At 73.8% G+C, this 909-nt stretch carries 2 protein-coding genes; both read right to left on the bottom strand.

The window, feature by feature from the left end:
• Positions 1-381 (bottom strand): nucleoside triphosphate pyrophosphohydrolase family protein (locus OERS_RS20395; protein ID WP_068627795.1); only part of this gene is annotated, 381 nt, incomplete at its 3' end.
• A 36-nt stretch (positions 382-417) separates the two neighbouring features.
• Complete coding sequence (locus OERS_RS20390; protein ID WP_068627794.1) at positions 418-870, bottom strand: deoxycytidylate deaminase; 453 nt, start codon at positions 868-870, stop codon at positions 418-420.
• Positions 871-909: the final 39 nt, after the last annotated feature.

Here is a 909-nt window from a genome sequence, read left to right as displayed (position 1 = left end):
GTCGGGGCCGAGCTTGGCCATGTTCGTGCGGTGCACCTCGACCAGCGCCTCCTCCAGGGGCAGGTGCGCCTCGATCGCCCACCCGTGCTCGACGACGACCAGGTCCGCCAGGGCGTCCAGGATCTCCACGACGTCAGCGCCCGTGTCGTCACCTTCAGCGACCACGCGGGCGGTCGCCGCACGCACCTGCGCGCCGGCCTCGGCCCCGTAGACCGCCTCGGTGAGCTCGGCGAACTCCTCGGCGACCAGGCTGTAGCGCAGCTCCAGTCGCTCGAAGCGCGCTACCGGCTTGGTGCCGGGCGCGGTGGGGACCTGGAACGTCGTGTGGAACTCGCGCACCATGTCGCTGGTGGACGCAGGGGCGTGGGTGGTCTCGGTCATGCCAGCACCTATGCGCAGACGCGCGAGCGAGCGGACCTACGCCCCCGAGTACTCGATCTCGCCGGTGGGCCACACCACGCGCGCGATCCCGGCCCCGGCCAGGAAGCGGGTGCAGTTCGGGCAGGGCTCGTCGGTGACGTAGATCGTGGCCCCGGCACGCTCGGCGGGGGACAGGTGCAGGACGGCGTTCTCCTCGGCGTGCAGCGCGTCGCAGGTCGAGTCGCCGCCGGAGGAGTACGGGGCCCCGGACGCGACGGCGTCGTAGCCGAACCGCCCCCGCGGGCACGCACCTGCCGTGGCGCACCCGGGCCTGCCCGACGGCGCGCCGTTGTACCCGGTGCCGAGCACTCGGTGGTCCGGGCCGAGTGCGACCGCGCCGACCTGTCGCCGGGTGCAGTCCGCGCGGGAGGCCACGGCGTGCGCGATGCCCAGCGCCCACTGGTCCCAGTTCGGGCGCGGGCCGACCTGGCCGATCACCTTCGGGCTCATCAGGACCTGCTCTCAGCCGATCCGGTCGGCGCCAAGGGG

Origin of the sequence: Oerskovia enterophila (assembly GCF_001692445.1) — a bacterium.
Classification (GTDB): Bacteria; Actinomycetota; Actinomycetes; order Actinomycetales; family Cellulomonadaceae; genus Oerskovia; species Oerskovia enterophila.
This window is presented reverse-complemented; position numbering and strand designations above follow the sequence as displayed.

Coding starts and splice junctions, on each gene's coding strand:
- OERS_RS20390 (WP_068627794.1), bottom strand. CDS start 870: ATGAGCCCGAAGGTGATCGGCCAGGTCGGCCCGCGCCCGAACTGGGAC.